The sequence below is a fragment of the Nitrosomonas sp. Is24 genome (assembly GCF_033063335.1).
GTDB lineage: Bacteria > Pseudomonadota > Gammaproteobacteria > Burkholderiales > Nitrosomonadaceae > Nitrosomonas.
Window position 1 is genome coordinate 1,297,335 of record NZ_JAWJZG010000001.1, and the last position, 14,877, is coordinate 1,312,211.

Sequence of the window (14,877 nt, forward strand, 5' to 3'; positions counted from 1 at the left end):
GAAGATCCGTGATGGCGAATCACTATGAAAATTTTGCTAAAGATCCTGAATTGTTGAAAACCGATTTGTCACCGTTGCAGTATCAGGTGACGCAAAATGCCGGCACCGAACCGCCATTCCAAAATGAATATTGGGATCACAAAGCTGCCGGGATTTATGTTGATATTGTATCGGGTGAACCGCTGTTTGCGTCAATTCATAAATTTGATTTTGGTACCGGATGGCCCAGTTTTTACCGGCCGATAAACGAGCAGTATATCCGGCTTAAGAGCGATTATGCGATGTGGATGCCGTGCACGGAAGCCCGCAGCCGTTATGCGGATAGTCATCTGGGGCACGTGTTCAACGACGGCCCGCCGCCAACCGGCTTGCGTTATTGCATCAACTCTGCCGCGTTAAGGTTTGTAAGAAAAGAAGCTTTGCAAGCGGAAGGCTACGGCGAATTGCTTGCATTATTCGCGCATGAAGAAAGAAAATAGGCTCGCAATGACAGAAACCAAGCCACTCATTGAGGAATTACTCACTACGCATCGGTTGCCAAACCTATTACAAGCGCTGGTTTGCTTCGCCGGTGTGTTTCTGTTGATTTCGCTCGGTATGTTCGTACTTGCGATCAGTATTCATGTCGTTATTTTTCTGGCATTGATCTGGGTGTGCCTGCAAGCGCGCTGGCTGGGTTATTCCTTTCTCGATATCCGGCGCATGATGGACGATGGCATCATCAAAGCGCTGCCAGCGATCTATATTTTTCTGTTGATCGGTATGGTCATTGCCAGTTTCATGCAGAGCGGCACCATCGCAAGCCTGCTTTACTACGGATTGGATTTGTTGAGTCCGGGTACATTTCTGGCGACAGGGTTGATCTTATGCAGTTTCATGTCGGTTGCTACCGGCACTTCCTGGGGTACGGTTGGAACGATCGGAGTGGTGTTGATCGGTATTGGTGAGGCGATGAACATTCCGCTGCCGCTCGTGGCCGGCATGATTATTTCCGGCGCCACTTTCGGCGACAAATTATCGCCTATTTCGGATACCACCAATCTGGCGGCCATGAGCGCTGGAACGAGTTTGTACCGGCATATCGGTTCCATGCTCTACACAACAGTACCGACGTTACTAATTGTTCTGGTGATCTTCATGATTATCGGAGAGCATTACAGTGATAATGCTTTACCGCGAGCGCATATCGATGAAATCCGTACCGCTTTGGCAGGCGCTTATCAATTAAATGGCTGGGTGACACTGCTGCCGCTGCTGCTGATGTTCGGTTTGAGTATCAAGCGCTACGCCGCCGAAGTGAGCATGTCGTGCAGTATTGTGCTGGCCATGCTGATTGCCGTCGCTTATCAAGGCAGGGATGGCGTTGATGTATTCAACGCATTGTGGGTCAATTCACCGGGCGCTACCGGAATCGAAAACATTGACGATTTACTCGGACGCGGGGGATTGTACAGCATGGCGTGGACGCTATTACTGTCCATCATGGCGCTGGCGCTCGGCGGCGTGATGCATCATGCCGGGTTCCTGCAAGTGCTGCTCACCCATATCATCGCACGCATTCAGCGTGTCAGCACATTGATCGCGACTACCATCTTGTCCGGATTGATCGGTAACATTGCGATGGGCGAGGCTTATATCTCGATTATTCTTAATTGCCAGCTGTTCAAGAGCGCATACCTTGAAAGGAAGGTCGATAGGGCAGTGCTGTCCCGTTCAGTCGAAGAAGGCGCAACCTTGACTACCGGCCTCATTCCATGGACAACAGCGGGTACTTTTTATGTGGCGACACTGGGCGTTCCAACACTGGATTATGCGCCCTATGCTTTGCTGAACTTATTGAATCCTTTTGTTTCCATTGCAATGGCCATTGCGGGAGTTGGCTTGTTGCGTGAAAAAAATACACCGCGATCGTATTAAGGAATAAAGATGAAAGAAGTATCAAATCACCGCAATCATTGGAAAACCATACGCATTATTTTGGCCGCTCTAATAGGCGGATTTTTATTGTCGTTTCTTGGCTTTGGCTTACTGTGGAGCGGCATCCCTTGGCATACTCAGCTAATCATGATTCTGCCATTCTTGCTGTTGTCTTATGGCATATTGCGCTGGAGCAACGGTGCGATAGGGTTATGTGCTTTTATCGGCATCGGTGCTGCACCGCTTGGATTATTGATCATGCAGTTTCGTGATACGAATGGCTCGCACTTAATGCCAATACTGGTTGTTACCGGCTGGTTGATTGGAATCTGTGCCGGTTGCTACTGGGGGAAGTTGTCCCAGAAACCTTCAGTAAATTCATCAAAAGATGTTGTTTCGTCTTGATTTTTTCTTCTGCAAGCGAATCACTTTTTTCTGCTTCAATGGATTGGGGTAATGACATTCCCGGGACAGAGTTCCTGGTAATCTTAGTCATAACCTACTATTAACTCCTTATAAAATAAGGATTAACAGACTATAGATTTAAGTTATCCCGCAGATTAACATGCAATCGTCATGACTTCATGCACTGAATACATTGAACAAAGTTGAGTAGTGAAGTTCAAGCGATATCCATTTAATTTTTGCTTTATCAATATTTGCGGGAGTAACAAATGAGTAAACCATTTTATTTACACAATACAATGATCGCGGCGATGATGCTGATGACCGGAGGGGCTGCACACGCTGGACTTTCGTTTGTGGTAACCGATACAGCCACCCGAACCGAAGCGTTTAACATCGCAGGATTCGCTACATTACCGGCAGGCTCGGCAGTTAGCCTTGGGCATCTCGATTACACAGGGCCGGGGTCGCAAACAGTTACTTATACTTATCTTGGCCAGGAATCCGGTTTTATTGACAAATTTTATAACACGTTAAGCGGAGCCAAACTTCTTGAATCCAATGCGGTTGGAACCTCAATCAGCTCGGTTGTGAGCACGACCGGGCCGCTGAGTTTCAAATTTGAAGGCGATGTCGGTAGATTTGCCATTAACGGCGGTCACTGGGACAAAGGCACATCGATCGGATTGATTGGTACAAACATGCTAGTTGGAGCCACAACCTATGCCTATGTACTTGGCTACAATGACAGTGCAGGAACTAAACATCTGGGTGACTGGGATGACTTCGTGATCGGTGTAAGCGCTGTGCCTGAACCGGAAACCTATGCAATGTTGCTGGTCGGACTTGGTTTGGTGGGATTCTCATTAGGTAAGCAGAGACAAAGATAAAGCATCGATGTCGCTTGTTTTTTGTTAGTTCCAGCAGTAAAAAGGCGTTATGGTGAATGAGTCGAAAATTCAGAAAGAAAAGAACGGTAATAAGAAGTAACGCCATATTTAATATAATGAACCATACCGGAATCATACGAAATTGAAATCATTTATCGATATTCAATGCTTGAAAACCGATAAGAAACGGCAGGAATGCTCCGATTCCGCTGCTTTGAATCGACGCTTGCTCGATCGGCGGCGGGAGCAGTTTGACCGGCGCAATATATCGATTTTACGTGGACAAGCACGCTATGACCGGCGCCGGAATGATCGGCGCGATTTATCCATGCTATATAAGCAGCCGCGCAATATGCACGCGGAATTAGTGAACGCAGGGCTAACACCGCTGTTTTCTACGGCGAAAGGATATCGCGCTGATTTGCTTCGTATATGGACCATTACCGAACAAGCGGATTTAAACACACATCTGCGCAATTATTCGGATAACTCACCTTACATCTGTATCAATCAATACAACCTCAAAGAAGTCGAGACCGCAAGTGCCAAATTAGGAGAAATATATCCGGATGCTATCCTGATCGATATGCGGCTAGCAGCTGACAAAGTGGTCGAACAGTTGCGGATGATCAGAAAAAAGATGGCATCCGTTAAGATAATCCTGCTTTACGAGAAAAATCCGCCGGATTTTATCGACGAGATTATCGAGTTTCGCATATCCGGGTTTTTACCGGTCGGAACCGATCATAAAATATTCGAAAAAGCGATACAGGTGATCGTTCACCGGGAAGAATTGTGGTTTCCGCATCACGTAGTGCAGCGGATATTTGATGTGTTGTCCGGATGGCACAATATTTCTTGCACTATTCCATCAAGAGATATTGCATTAACGAAGAGCGAGCAAGAAATTGTAAAATTAGTAGCGAAGGGATTGACCAATAAACAGATTGCGCTGCAACTTTCTGTGAGTCCGGAAACAGTGAAAAAACATTTGAAGTCTGTTTTTATTAAAACCGGAGTTCGTAATCGCAGTCAATTGGTCTTTGGCTATCTTTCAAGAATCGGTGTTTCCAGCTAATGGAATCACAGTTCTGTGCAGTAGATTTAAGATATTAGATATTTTTTTACTTATAGTACCCATTTAGGGAATATGAATTTTGCTAATAATGTAGGAATATTTAAACGTGGAGAGGTAAAAGATGGATGCTAATAAATTATAGAGGCTGTTGATTTAACGCGCGATTCTTCTCTTGCATGTTTTGGTAATACGAGTAGTAATTTTGGTGTTATAACAAATAGGTCAGAATTGCTACAAAAAGACTTATTTTGGGATTTTTTGGGGGTAGGTAAAATGATTTTAAAAAAATTAGCAATATCAGCTCTTGCAACCGGCGCTCTCGTTATTGGAAGCGGCGCTCAAGCAGCAACGTATCAATTCGGTCAATTATTATCAGGTGGCGGACCTGCAAGTGTGCATCTTGCGGATCTGGATATCAATGATCTTGGCGGCGGTCACTGGTCATTTACTTTGTACAACGTTGATCTAAGTGCTTTTGGTTCTAAAGCATTTGTTGGCTCAATGGCTGTAGATGGCATAACACCAAGTTCTGTTACAACTGTGGCTGGTGGCGGGGTAAGTAGTGTTGGCATTAGCCCTGGTGGTGGACCTGGCGGTAGCTTTGATTTTAGATATGATACCGCTAGTGGAAGCGATAGACTTACGACAGCAGAATCAGTTTCATGGGATGCTTTTGGATTAGGCAGTTCACCGCTCCCAAGTAACGGAGATTTGGCTTTACATATTCAAGGTACTAGTTTTTCACCTAGCTCTGCTTGGTACATTTCACCAGTTCCAGAACCAGAAACCTACGGTATGTTATTAGCTGGCTTAGGTTTGCTTGGTTTTACACTGCGTCGTCAAAGAAGCATGTAACTATTAAAACTAATAAAGATAAAAATAACTATTTTCTTTTTTAGCAGAAACTAAAAAGAAGCCCTCACAAGAGATTCGATGTTGCTAGTTGAATCTCTTTTATTTTTTATGATTGTTAATCACAATAAAATTTTTCTCATACTTATTTCAACAATTGCAAGTGTGAGTTTTTGCTAGGACAAAAATCCTAATAAATCAGGAGCATCGGTCTATTGTATTAGATTACTCCTGAAGTTATTGTTACTACCAGTGATGGAATTTATTTCTATCTAAAATAATAAAAATCAAGATTAAGTATTCTTATAGGAGCATTTAAAATGCGTGTTTTGTCTGTTATATCACTCTTCACCTTGCTAAGCGCCCCAGTAGTTGCGGCGCCTGTAGTCTTCGACTTTGCCAACCTGAAGTATAGTGGCGGCATTAATACCGGTTTTCTGCCAACAGATGGAATTGCCTGCAGTGGCGGCGATCTGTGCAGTTCAAACATAGCATCGTCACTCAGCGGTGATCTAAGTTTCACCAATGGCGGACTGACAGTGCACGCTAAAGGCTCGTACAATGGTGGCGCTTTTGGTTCCAGAGCAGCCGTTGTTCAAGATCATGAAAATGGCTACAACGGAAAACTTTCTGGAAAAGATGCAATCGGCGCCGGTTTAGGTGTTTATCACAAGAAGGATGATACCAGTGACGATAACATCACTGAAAAAGAAGCAATCTGGCTGCATTTCGACCAGAATGTTTCATTGTCTTCAGTCGGTTTTCGTGCAGAAGGGCATAATACGACGAGCTGGATCGCTAATGCGACCTTCCAATACAGTTTCGACAATTCAACCTGGACTACAGGATTACTACCAAAAGACGTAGGTCAATTCGCTTTGAGTCACACCGGACATGACTTTTACTTCAGATTCGGTGGCGGTAGCAAAGCAGATCAATTTTATATCAGCTCAATGACGGTATCGGCTGTACCAGAACCAGAAACTTATGCCATGCTGTTGATTGGATTGGGTTTGGTAAGTTTCTCATTACGCAATAAGAAAGGATAATTAAAATAAAGATAAAGAATCTGTTTCTTGCTAGCGCAAGCTAAAGAAGGAACATTGCGGAGAGATTCAAACGTATAGAGTTGAATCTCTCTTTTTTATTTTAAGCTTCCATAAGTCAGAGAAGCTTCCAGATTGACGGAAGAGCAGGTGCGGAGAAATTCACAATACTAAGAGATCGGCCATCACTTGAATTGAGAATCATGCCGACGCCGTCATTTCGTGCGGACGTGAGCAATCTTAAAGCTCAGAAACAATCGCTAATAAATCCGGTTTTACCACTACCAATATCACCACCGCAAACAGAACCAAAACCGGAAATTCGTTAAACCAGCGGTAAAACACGTGACCATGCTGGTTAGCGTCGTTTTTAAACGCTTTGACGTATTTTCCGCAGTAATAGTGGTAGTAAATCAATATCAAAACCAGCGCTACTTTGGCATACAGCCAATCGCCGGAAAAGCCATAGCCCACCCATAACCACACACCGAACACCACGGTCAGCACTGCGCCGGGAGTCATGATGCCGTAATACAGTTTGCGTTCCATGATCTTGAAGCGTTCATTGCCTGGCGCATCTTCGCACATGGCATGATAGACGAATAAGCGTGGCAGGTAGAAAAGCCCAGCAAACCAGGTGACCATGAAAATGATGTGCAGTGATTTAATCCAAAGCATAGCAGTACGATTGATTAGTGTTAAAGTTGGTATGATACTGGGCTTGCGATGTTCGCGCCATCCCTTGGAATCGATAGAGCGCGCGCACTGTTTATAATTGAATTGAGAAGCGAGATTACGATGAATCAGCACTATCAGAATTTAGTTCAAAAACTGGAAGAGATTACGCATTTGAACGGCGTCATGAGCACGCTGGGATGGGACCAGGAAGTGATGATGCCGGTCGGCGCCAGCGATGCGCGTGCCAAGCAGATTGCGGCGCTGGCAGGGGTGATTCATGAGCGTATGACCGATCCAGCGCTGGGTGAGTGCTTGCACGAACTCAAAGCTAAGGATTTTGCTGCTTTGAACGAGCTGGAGCGCTGCAATATCCGCGAGGCGTTGTACAGTTATGAACTGGAAACGAAAGTGCCGAAACGGCTGGTACAGGAGCTGGCTGAACTGGGTTCACGCGGGCATGGCGTATGGGTTACCGCGCGTCAGGAGAATAATTTTGCTGATTTTGCACCTGTGCTGGAGCGTTTTTTGCAGTTGAAAACCGAGTGGGCGCAGTGTGTGTCGCCGGACTTGAAGTCTTACGATGCGAATATCGATCTATTTGAACGCGGCACGACGATGGACGTGATCACGCCGATCTTTGAGCGCTTGAAGCAGGAATTGATACCGCTGATTGCTGCCATTCAAAACCACTCTGTTCAGCCGGATACGTCGTTCTTGCAGGGCAGGTTTGCGCTGGATAAGCAGGAATCATTGGCGCGCAGAATTAGCCAGGACATGGGTTTTAATATTGAGCAGGGACGTATCGATATATCGGTGCATCCGTTTTGCGGCGGCAGCCATCCGACCGATGTGCGTATTACGACTCGTTATAAAGACAGCAATTTTGTCGAGTCATTGTATTCGGTGATCCATGAGACCGGTCATGCGCTCTACGAACAGGGGCGCCCGCATGAACTCGGCGATTTGCCGGTTACGGAATCCTTAACGATGGGTATCCACGAATCCCAGTCGCTGTTCTGGGAACGCATGATCGCGCAAAGCAAGCCCTTCTGCGTACATTATTTTGAAACGATTCGCGCGGAGTTTCCGGAAAATCTTCAATCCGCGACTGTGGATTCTTTTTATCGCGCGATCAATACGTGCAAGCCAGATTTTATCCGGGTGGAAGCGGATGAGGTGACGTATCCACTGCATGTGATTTTGCGTTATGAAATCGAGAAAGGGCTGTTTGATGGATCGATGAACATCGATGATTTGCCGGAAATCTGGAATGAATTAATGCAAAAATACTTGGGAATTAAACCGCCGACCGATACGTTGGGGGTATTGCAGGATTCGCATTGGAGCGGCGGCGCGTTTGGGTACTTTCCTTCATATACGCTGGGTGCGATGTATGCGTGCCAGTTCTATAACACGTTGCTGCGCGAGCAACAGGACACCGAACAAAACATCGCTACAGGAAATTTTGCACCTATTAAGAATTGGTTAAACGAAAAAATCCATCGTCAGGGTAAGCTTTATACACCACAACAGCTGGTTGAGCGTGTTACCGGCGAACCGCTGAATCCGGATTATTTCGTCGAGTATCTGAAGAACAAGTACAGTGAAATTTATCGGTTAGCCTAAGGAGCGCGCGCCGGTTTTATGCTTGACGGCGGCGGCCTTGATTGCTCTCGATCCATTTTTTGACGCGATTGGCGTCGCCGATACGGGTGTTTTTGCCCCACGAATTGAGCAACACAATCACCATCGGTTGCCCAGAAATTTTCGCTTGCATCACCAAACAGCGTCCGGCTTCGCTCAGATACCCGGTTTTAGAAACATTGATGTCCCAGCCTTGATTGCGTACCAGACTGTTGGAATTGACATACTGCAATTGACCGCGTTTGTTTCCAGGTGATACGGAATGTTGCGATGTGGTGGAGAATTCACGAATAGCGGCGTAATTATTTGAAGCTGCAACCATTTTGGCCAGATCGCGTGCGGTTGCAACATTGCCGCTATTTAAGCCGGTAGAATCGATAAATCGGGAGTTGTTCATGCCCAATTTCTTGGCTTTGGCATTCATAGCACTTACAAATGCTTTGGCACCACCTGGATAAGTGCGGCCAAGTGCCGCCGCGGCGCGATTTTCGGATGACATCAATGCCAATCGTAACAGCTCTTGGCGTGAATACGTGCTGCCAACGGGCAAACGTGACGATGAGTGTTTTAACTTATCGACATCGGCATTCGTGATTGTGATTTTTTCATGCGGCGATAGACGCGCATCAAGGGTAACCATTGCAGTCATCAACTTAGTAATGGAAGCGATGGGCATTACCTTGTCGGCATTTTTATCGTAGATAACACGATCATTTTTCGCATTAAATACCAGTGCAGCTTGAGATTTAATATCCGGATCGTTTTTTTGTGCTAAAGCATTGCTGGTTAAAAAAAACAGAACACAAATTAAAAAAATTCCCCATTTCATTCTTTTTCTCTCCGATTGACAAAAATTACAAGTTCTTATGAATTCATCGAAATATTTTTATGAACGAGGATAGTGCTAATTCAATTTAGAGTTTTTTATATGCTTCACGTTTAATCTTACTATATCTTCATCTATATTTTTATAAAAATTTGCAAATAAATTCTTTATTTGCAGAAAGTTAAGAGATTCTGGTGGTAATGAAATTGAAAAATGCTGTATAACATAATGATATTAAATAACTTAATGTCATTTGCAATTGAGAGCCAGAGTGTATGTTATTACAGACTATCTATCAGTTAGTGCGTGCTGCTGAGGTTTGAGCGTAAAGCAGAAAGGCATTTTATTTCCAAAGGAAATGATAGGCCAAGTCGACATTTGCTGAATATTTTTCTCAATTCAATCTATTTCTATATCGAATGTAGCAAATATCAGCCTGTTTATCTAACTTGACCTATTCGCCAGCTACTAAAAAACTGACTTATTATTACTTACCAAAATTTGGTTGTTTGATTTTAGCGGGACAGGTAATCATTTCACCGTCGGTGCGATCTCTGGTCTTTTCGCCGTCTTTTTTACCTTCGCAAGCCATTTTATTCAGAATATCTTGAGCAGCCATTGGTGGCATTTTTGATTCCTTGTTTCCACTTGCCATGGTGACAGAAGAACCCATCAAAAAAACCAAACCAACTGCAGCGATAAGAAATTTGTTCATTTTCCACTCCTATATTAATGTTATGAAGGAAGCCAATTTTAATATACCTGACTTACCAACCATGAATTTATCACAATCATAACTGTCAGGCCATTTCTTTTTAGAATCTTGCGTATTTGAAGAGGCGAATTTTTACGTTAGCTGGAGTTGATCAGGCCAAAATTCAGCGGCATGTAAAAAATCTGCTTTTTCCTTGCAACGTTAAATCAAAAGAGCCGCAGCGACACGACGCCCTTCTTCAACCAGAATATTATAAGTCCGGCAACAAGCTTTTGTATCCATTATCTCAATCCCAATTCCCAATTTTGTCAGTTGACTGAGCAATGTGTGACTGGGGAATTTATGCTGAATGCCGGTACCGAGGAGAATGATTTCGGGTGAATGCGGCAGCAAGCTTTCAAAATGTTGAACCTGAAGCTCTTGAACGGATCGTACAGGCCAGTCCTCAATCAAATGATCAGGCAACACGATCAAGCTCTTTTCGTAGCGCGTTTGATTAATCAATACATATCCTTCACCATAACCCGTGAAAATATATTGCTGTGCGAAATTTGCTAGATGGAGCTTCACTGATCTGTTTCCTCGTTGTTTGCGAATCTATCGTGAGCGATTATGCATGATTCCGATCAAAAAACAATCGCTGCCACAAAAGTTTTACCCGAGTTGTTTGTCATGATCTGCTATTTTTTGTTCTACAAAATCAACTAAGGTACCGAGTGTCGCAAATGTTTTCGCACTGATCTCATCATCTTTTATTGCGATGGAGAATTTTTTTTCCAGAGCCAGAATGATCGTTACAACTGCGACGGAGTCGAGTTCAGGAATATTGCCGAGTAAAATTGTGTTTGGTTCTATTGCATCGATCCGGTTACCCAATCCCAAGGTATCAGCCAGAATCTTTTTTATTTCAGTGGTATGGCTTGTGTTTGTCACAATGAGGCGCTTGATTATTATCAGTATTAAAGAAATCTAGTGCGTATTATAATGCTGATTGAAGATTATGATTGCGGGATTACGCAGTGCTTGCAGAAAATTCACAGGGACTGCGTGCGTGGAGGGTGAAAACGCTCAGTATGTTACGGCTGAATTTCCACGATTGAATTTGCACGTGCAAGTCCGCTGAGGATTCGGCCTGATTTATTACGAACCTGAATGACTTGTCCTTCCGCTGCGTTGGCCAACGCCTGACCTTCCGATCGAATACTGAATCCCCGGCCTTGAACCACTAAATTCACTGTCTGACCGCGCACGATCACATAGGGTGCTCGCAGCATTTGCGGACGTATCGGTTGACCGGCGGGCAAGTTGGTGGCGGCCACTTTACCAACAATTTGGGCCGCATCAGTGAGTATGCCATCCGGCATCTGCGTCAGATTGACATTCTGCGGTGCGATATCTTCATAGCTCAATGTTTGTCCGGTTGATACGGGTCGCGCGATATGTAAAACATCCGCCATGACATTGATCTCAGTCTGAACATAAATAGTCCAAGCTGCGAATTCACTGTCACAACGAACGCCGATGGAGGTTTTCCCCCATAAACGTCCGCCTGCCGGAACAAAAGGTTCTAATTGAGGACACTTGGGCAATGTTAAATGCTTGTCAATTTGACCGACATTGATTTGCACCAATCCTGGCAGTGAAGCCGTATTGTTGTAAAGAAAATTCTCAATGGCGTTTTTAATCAGCGGAATTTCTTGATGCGCTATTGCAGCGTTGTGCTGTGAGGCCAGCGCAGAAGAAGCAAGCATCGGCAGACAGAGTATCGTCATTAAGCAACGTATCATAGATTGATCTCACCATTCATTTTTGCCGTATCCGGCAATTATTGCCGCTACCCGAAGCTATATTAAACGAGCATGAAAAAATCCAAGTGCAAAGATAGCACCGCTTTCATGTCTTATTTGCGGATTGGTTGATTAACTTGTGCATATATTATTGCTGGCATGCTAAATGCTAATAGATGAATAGAAAATAATTTTAATCAGGCGGTAGAGACGATGATTAACAAACTTGATAAAGAATTAAATTATCACCACAACGCCCTCAGTCTGCGAGTGGGAAGACAAGAGTTACTTTCCAGCAATGTGGCTAATGCCGATACGCCAAATTTTAAAGCGAAGGATATCGATTTTGCCAGCATGCTTCAGGACAGATTGTCATCGACGCCTAGTCTGAAAAAGGTAGCTATGAATACGACATCATCAATGCATATTAATTCTGCTGCATCAGGAATATTCGGCGATAGTGTTTTATACCGGGTTCCATTGCAACCCAGCGCGGATGGAAACACGGTGGATATGGATATGGAACGGACTCGATTTGCTGATAATGCCATTAAATATGATGCCAGCATTACATTTATTAACAATGAATTTAGAAACTTAACATCGGCAATGATGGAGAGATAGAAAATGTCACTATTTAATGTATTTGGTATCGCAAGTTCAGCCATGTCTGCACAATCGCAACGTTTGAATGTGGTTGCCAGTAATCTTTCCAATGCCGATAGTGTGACCAGTTCGACCGGTGAACCTTATCGCGGCAGGCAGGTGGTTTTCAGTACTTTGCAAGCGGATGCTAATGGTGCAAGTGGCGTTAAAGTTGCAGGTATCGTTCACGATCCGTCGCCCATGCGGCAGTTGTTTGAACCTAAGCATCCGCTGGCGGATAAAAACGGCTATGTGACGATGCCGAATGTCAACGTTGTCGATGAGATGGTGAATATGATGTCAGCGTCGCGTTCCTATCAGAACAGCGTCGATATGATGAATACCACCAAATCCTTGTTACAAAAAACCCTGACTATTGGTCAATAAAGGAGCGTGTAATGGATGCAGTTCAGCAAGCAAGTTCACAAACAGCCGCAACGGGTGCAACTACTGGCATTAATAGTAAAAAGGATGCTGAAAACCCGCAGGACCGGTTTTTAAAGCTTTTAGTCACGCAAATGAAAAATCAAGACCCGCTAAAGCCGCTGGACAACGCCGAGGTTACCAGTCAATTGGCGCAAATCAGTACGGTATCGGGTATTGATAAGCTCAATTCGACGCTGCAGCAATTGGTTACCAGCGCTGAAGATAACCGCTCTGTTGAAGCGCTGGGACTGATCGGACATCAAGCATTCGTACCTGGGACATCGATCAAGCTGAATGGGGATGGCGCTATTGCAGGCATTGAATTGGCGCAGCCCGTCGATCAGCTAAAAGTCACCATACTGGATGGTGCCGGAATTGCCATTCGCACAATTGAGCTTGGCGCGCAACCGACAGGACTCAGCACGATCGCTTGGGACGGTAAGACTGATAGTGGAACTCAGGCGGTGGACGGAGACTATACCTTTGCGGTAAGCGCGAAACAAGGCGGTAATGACATTAAAGTCGATACCCTCTCATTTGGAAAGGTAAATAGTGTAATGCCTGGAGAGGGGGGTGCGCACCTCGATATGGGAGATAAATTGGGATTAGTTGGTTTGTCTGACATTAAACAGGTGTTTTGATAGGAGATTATTATGACTTTTCAGCATGGTTTAAGTGGATTAAATGCAGCATCAACCAACCTGGATGTAATTGGTAATAACATTTCCAATGCGAATACCGCCGGGTTTAAACAATCTGTCGCACAATTTTCCGATATTTTTGCAAATTCCATGGAGGGGACAGATACCGCTCAAGTAGGGATAGGATCAAAAATATCTTCGATTGCGCAGCAATTTGGTCAAGGTACGATTACACCGACCAATAATCCTTTGGACATTGCGATCAACGGACAGGGTTTTTTCCGTATGAGCGATAACGGTACGGTAAATTACAGCCGGAACGGTCAATTTCATGTTGACGATTCTGGTTTTATTGTCGATGCATCAGGTGCCAATTTGACGGGCTTTATGGCTGATGTGAATGGTGATATTAAAGCGAGCGGCGTCCCGGCAAATTTAAAATTCGGTACTTCCGATCTTCCGCCTAAAGCAACCACCACATTTGATCTGGGGTTTAATTTGGATGCACGGAAACCCGCCATTACTACCGCTTTTAATGCGACCAATCCAAAAACTTATACCAGCCCAACTTCAGGAACAGTAGTGGATAGTCTTGGAAATTCACATGTTTTGTCTATATATTTTCAGAAAGCGGCTGCAACACCCAATACTTGGACTGTTTTTGCCACTGTAGACGGTAAAGTAGATTCTGCCGGGGTACCTGTTGGTGTCAAGATAGGGGGAAGTACTTCACAGCCGATGGTATTTGACGGGGATGGAAAATTACAGAGTATTGCAGCTCTTCCTGCTGGTCCACTGGACTTAGCGATAGATTTTAGTGCCATTAATCCAGGGCTTGGCGCAACAACACCGCAAACCGTCCGTCTCGATATGTCAACTGCCACACAATTTGGCTCTGATTTCGGTGTAAATGCAATTACCCAGGATGGATATACTTCCGGCCGTATGTCAGGCTTTACGATTAGCGCTGATGGAGTGATTCTTGGAAATTATAGCAGCGGGCAAACGAAAACATTAGGGCAAATTGTGCTCGCCAATTTTGTAAATCCACAAGGTTTGGTTCCAGTCGGAGATGGTCACTGGGCAGAAACTCCTGGTTCAGGCGAACCTTTGATTGGACCTCCTAAAACCGGAAATCTCGGTGTGCTTCAATCCAACGCCGTTGAAGATTCAAATGTTGATTTGACAGCGGAATTGGTGAAAATGATTCAAGCGCAACGCTTGTATCAAGCCAGTGCTAAACAAATTGAGACACAAGACCAGATTATTCAGACAATTACTCAAATTTAACCTGTCTTTCATTCATAAAAAACAGATTCTTATTGGG

At 44.5% G+C, this 14,877-nt stretch carries 18 protein-coding genes; 12 read left to right on the plus strand and 6 right to left on the minus strand.

Annotated features, from left to right (window positions below; translation table 11 throughout):
* The first annotated feature begins 11 nt into the window (after positions 1 to 11).
* From msrB to R2103_RS05825, 7 genes are all read left to right on the plus strand, one after another.
* Entirely contained in the window at positions 12 to 479 is a 468-nt protein-coding gene (msrB, locus tag R2103_RS05795) for a peptide-methionine (R)-S-oxide reductase MsrB (RefSeq protein WP_317530554.1), read from the plus strand.
* On the plus strand, positions 463 to 1,917 hold the full coding sequence (gene nhaC, locus R2103_RS05800; protein ID WP_317530555.1) for a Na+/H+ antiporter NhaC: 1,455 nt from the start codon (positions 463 to 465) through the stop codon (positions 1,915 to 1,917). The genes msrB and nhaC overlap by 17 nt, the downstream gene beginning before the upstream one ends.
* Positions 1,918 to 1,926: 9 nt before the next feature.
* Positions 1,927 to 2,322, plus strand: a complete 396-nt coding sequence (locus R2103_RS05805; RefSeq protein ID WP_317530556.1) for a lysophosphatidic acid receptor — start codon at positions 1,927 to 1,929, stop codon at positions 2,320 to 2,322.
* Positions 2,323 to 2,591: 269 nt separating this feature from the next.
* Positions 2,592 to 3,212 (plus strand): PEP-CTERM sorting domain-containing protein, encoded by a 621-nt coding sequence (locus tag R2103_RS05810; protein ID WP_317530557.1) that lies wholly within the window; start codon positions 2,592 to 2,594, stop codon positions 3,210 to 3,212.
* A 142-nt stretch (positions 3,213 to 3,354) separates the two neighbouring features.
* Positions 3,355 to 4,290, plus strand: a complete 936-nt coding sequence (locus R2103_RS05815; protein WP_317530558.1) for a response regulator transcription factor — start codon at positions 3,355 to 3,357, stop codon at positions 4,288 to 4,290.
* Between the two features lie 228 nt (positions 4,291 to 4,518).
* Complete coding sequence (locus R2103_RS05820) at positions 4,519 to 5,145, plus strand: FxDxF family PEP-CTERM protein (RefSeq protein ID WP_317530559.1); 627 nt, start codon at positions 4,519 to 4,521, stop codon at positions 5,143 to 5,145.
* Positions 5,146 to 5,462: 317 nt separating this feature from the next.
* A complete protein-coding gene (locus tag R2103_RS05825; protein ID WP_317530560.1) occupies positions 5,463 to 6,191 on the plus strand; it encodes a PEP-CTERM sorting domain-containing protein in 729 nt (242 codons plus the stop codon).
* A 237-nt stretch (positions 6,192 to 6,428) separates the two neighbouring features.
* Here R2103_RS05825 and R2103_RS05830 read toward each other — a convergent pair whose 3' ends face one another.
* Complete coding sequence (locus R2103_RS05830; RefSeq protein WP_317530561.1) at positions 6,429 to 6,866, minus strand: CopD family protein; 438 nt, start codon at positions 6,864 to 6,866, stop codon at positions 6,429 to 6,431.
* A gap of 120 nt (positions 6,867 to 6,986) precedes the next feature.
* On the opposite strand from R2103_RS05830, the gene R2103_RS05835 reads away from it, so the two are divergent.
* Entirely contained in the window at positions 6,987 to 8,492 is a 1,506-nt protein-coding gene (locus R2103_RS05835) for a carboxypeptidase M32 (RefSeq protein ID WP_317530562.1), read from the plus strand.
* 16 nt (positions 8,493 to 8,508) lie between these two features.
* Here the strand turns inward: R2103_RS05835 and pbpG are convergent, their stop codons facing one another.
* From pbpG to flgA, 5 genes are all read right to left on the minus strand, one after another.
* Entirely contained in the window at positions 8,509 to 9,339 is an 831-nt protein-coding gene (gene pbpG / locus R2103_RS05840) for a D-alanyl-D-alanine endopeptidase (protein WP_317530563.1), read from the minus strand.
* 484 nt (positions 9,340 to 9,823) lie between these two features.
* Positions 9,824 to 10,051 (minus strand): hypothetical protein, encoded by a 228-nt coding sequence (locus tag R2103_RS05845; protein ID WP_108697773.1) that lies wholly within the window; start codon positions 10,049 to 10,051, stop codon positions 9,824 to 9,826.
* Between the two features lie 201 nt (positions 10,052 to 10,252).
* On the minus strand, positions 10,253 to 10,621 hold the full coding sequence (locus tag R2103_RS05850) for an Mth938-like domain-containing protein (RefSeq protein WP_317530564.1): 369 nt from the start codon (positions 10,619 to 10,621) through the stop codon (positions 10,253 to 10,255).
* Positions 10,622 to 10,705: 84 nt separating this feature from the next.
* Positions 10,706 to 10,984 carry an acyl carrier protein gene (locus R2103_RS05855; protein ID WP_317530565.1) on the minus strand — a complete coding sequence of 93 codons (279 nt, stop codon included), beginning with the start codon at positions 10,982 to 10,984 and terminating at the stop codon, positions 10,706 to 10,708.
* Positions 10,985 to 11,127: 143 nt separating this feature from the next.
* Entirely contained in the window at positions 11,128 to 11,838 is a 711-nt protein-coding gene (gene flgA / locus R2103_RS05860; protein WP_317530566.1) for a flagellar basal body P-ring formation chaperone FlgA, read from the minus strand.
* 213 nt (positions 11,839 to 12,051) lie between these two features.
* Between flgA and flgB the strand changes: the two genes are divergently transcribed.
* Genes flgB through flgE form a run of 4 tightly spaced genes read left to right on the plus strand, consistent with a single transcriptional unit; the run spans position 12,052 to position 14,840 of the window.
* Positions 12,052 to 12,462 (plus strand): flagellar basal body rod protein FlgB, encoded by a 411-nt coding sequence (gene flgB, locus R2103_RS05865; protein ID WP_317530567.1) that lies wholly within the window; start codon positions 12,052 to 12,054, stop codon positions 12,460 to 12,462.
* Between the two features lie 3 nt (positions 12,463 to 12,465).
* Positions 12,466 to 12,870, plus strand: coding sequence for a flagellar basal body rod protein FlgC (gene flgC, locus R2103_RS05870; RefSeq protein WP_090316871.1), 405 nt, complete (start codon positions 12,466 to 12,468; stop codon positions 12,868 to 12,870).
* A gap of 11 nt (positions 12,871 to 12,881) precedes the next feature.
* A complete protein-coding gene (locus tag R2103_RS05875) occupies positions 12,882 to 13,550 on the plus strand; it encodes a flagellar hook assembly protein FlgD (RefSeq protein ID WP_317530568.1) in 669 nt (222 codons plus the stop codon).
* A 12-nt stretch (positions 13,551 to 13,562) separates the two neighbouring features.
* Positions 13,563 to 14,840, plus strand: a complete 1,278-nt coding sequence (gene flgE / locus R2103_RS05880) for a flagellar hook protein FlgE (protein WP_317530569.1) — start codon at positions 13,563 to 13,565, stop codon at positions 14,838 to 14,840.
* Positions 14,841 to 14,877 lie beyond the last annotated feature (37 nt).

Coding starts and splice junctions, on each gene's coding strand:
- R2103_RS05875 (WP_317530568.1), top strand. CDS start 12,882: ATGGATGCAGTTCAGCAAGCAAGTTCACAAACAGCCGCAACGGGTGCA.
- R2103_RS05830 (WP_317530561.1), bottom strand. CDS start 6,866: ATGCTTTGGATTAAATCACTGCACATCATTTTCATGGTCACCTGGTTT.
- pbpG (WP_317530563.1), bottom strand. CDS start 9,339: ATGAAATGGGGAATTTTTTTAATTTGTGTTCTGTTTTTTTTAACCAGC.
- R2103_RS05835 (WP_317530562.1), top strand. CDS start 6,987: ATGAATCAGCACTATCAGAATTTAGTTCAAAAACTGGAAGAGATTACG.
- R2103_RS05825 (WP_317530560.1), top strand. CDS start 5,463: ATGCGTGTTTTGTCTGTTATATCACTCTTCACCTTGCTAAGCGCCCCA.
- R2103_RS05805 (WP_317530556.1), top strand. CDS start 1,927: ATGAAAGAAGTATCAAATCACCGCAATCATTGGAAAACCATACGCATT.
- flgE (WP_317530569.1), top strand. CDS start 13,563: ATGACTTTTCAGCATGGTTTAAGTGGATTAAATGCAGCATCAACCAAC.
- R2103_RS05845 (WP_108697773.1), bottom strand. CDS start 10,051: ATGAACAAATTTCTTATCGCTGCAGTTGGTTTGGTTTTTTTGATGGGT.
- nhaC (WP_317530555.1), top strand. CDS start 463: ATGAAGAAAGAAAATAGGCTCGCAATGACAGAAACCAAGCCACTCATT.
- msrB (WP_317530554.1), top strand. CDS start 12: ATGGCGAATCACTATGAAAATTTTGCTAAAGATCCTGAATTGTTGAAA.
- flgA (WP_317530566.1), bottom strand. CDS start 11,838: ATGATACGTTGCTTAATGACGATACTCTGTCTGCCGATGCTTGCTTCT.
- flgC (WP_090316871.1), top strand. CDS start 12,466: ATGTCACTATTTAATGTATTTGGTATCGCAAGTTCAGCCATGTCTGCA.
- R2103_RS05810 (WP_317530557.1), top strand. CDS start 2,592: ATGAGTAAACCATTTTATTTACACAATACAATGATCGCGGCGATGATG.
- flgB (WP_317530567.1), top strand. CDS start 12,052: ATGATTAACAAACTTGATAAAGAATTAAATTATCACCACAACGCCCTC.